The organism is Facklamia sp. P12955 (genome assembly GCF_050409565.1).
In the GTDB taxonomy this organism is placed as follows: Bacteria; Bacillota; Bacilli; order Lactobacillales; family Aerococcaceae; genus Facklamia.
The window spans coordinates 1-523 of sequence record NZ_JBNUPF010000071.1; the positions used below are offsets into that span (position 1 = coordinate 1).

The 523-nt window shown below is 56.6% G+C and carries 1 protein-coding gene; it reads left to right on the top strand.

Annotated features, from left to right (window positions below):
* Window positions 1-387: hypothetical protein (locus ACQV2G_RS09175; RefSeq protein ID WP_428876657.1), on the top strand; the 387-nt coding region annotated here is incomplete at its 5' end.
* Window positions 388-523 lie beyond the last annotated feature (136 nt).

Below are 523 nucleotides of genomic sequence, written 5' to 3' on the forward strand. Positions count from 1 at the left end.
GGCACGATGCGCAACAGCGTTGCAATCGTCGGCATGATCATGGAGCCGCAGCTGGACGAGCGGCGGCAAGGATACGTTGATGATGTGACCGATCGCCTGAAGTTGCAGATCACGACGCTACTAGAGGCTGGCCCGTTCACAGACATTCAGATTGCCAAGAAGCTTTGCTGCAATCCGAAACTCGTCAAGGCGGTTCGCAAGGTGCAGAGCCGTAAGCCAACCGATAGGATGCCAGGAATGCTGATCGAGCACGAACCGAGGCCCGCGCCATACCGTGACCGCGTTATTGCGATGATACGGCAGGGTTACGGCAACGCGGCGATAGCAACGCAGCTCGGATGCAGTCAGGAGACGGTTAGACGAAGACGGGTTGCTCTGGCCGGTTAAAACGAAGACTCCGGCAAACACGCTATGGAGCCGTAGCCAGTATTCTCGTTGTATGATCCCAATGCGGTTCCAACCGATTTCAGCTCGCGCTTCTTCTCCTCGCATTCATTTTTGGAGAGGCCGCGGGCTGATTCTC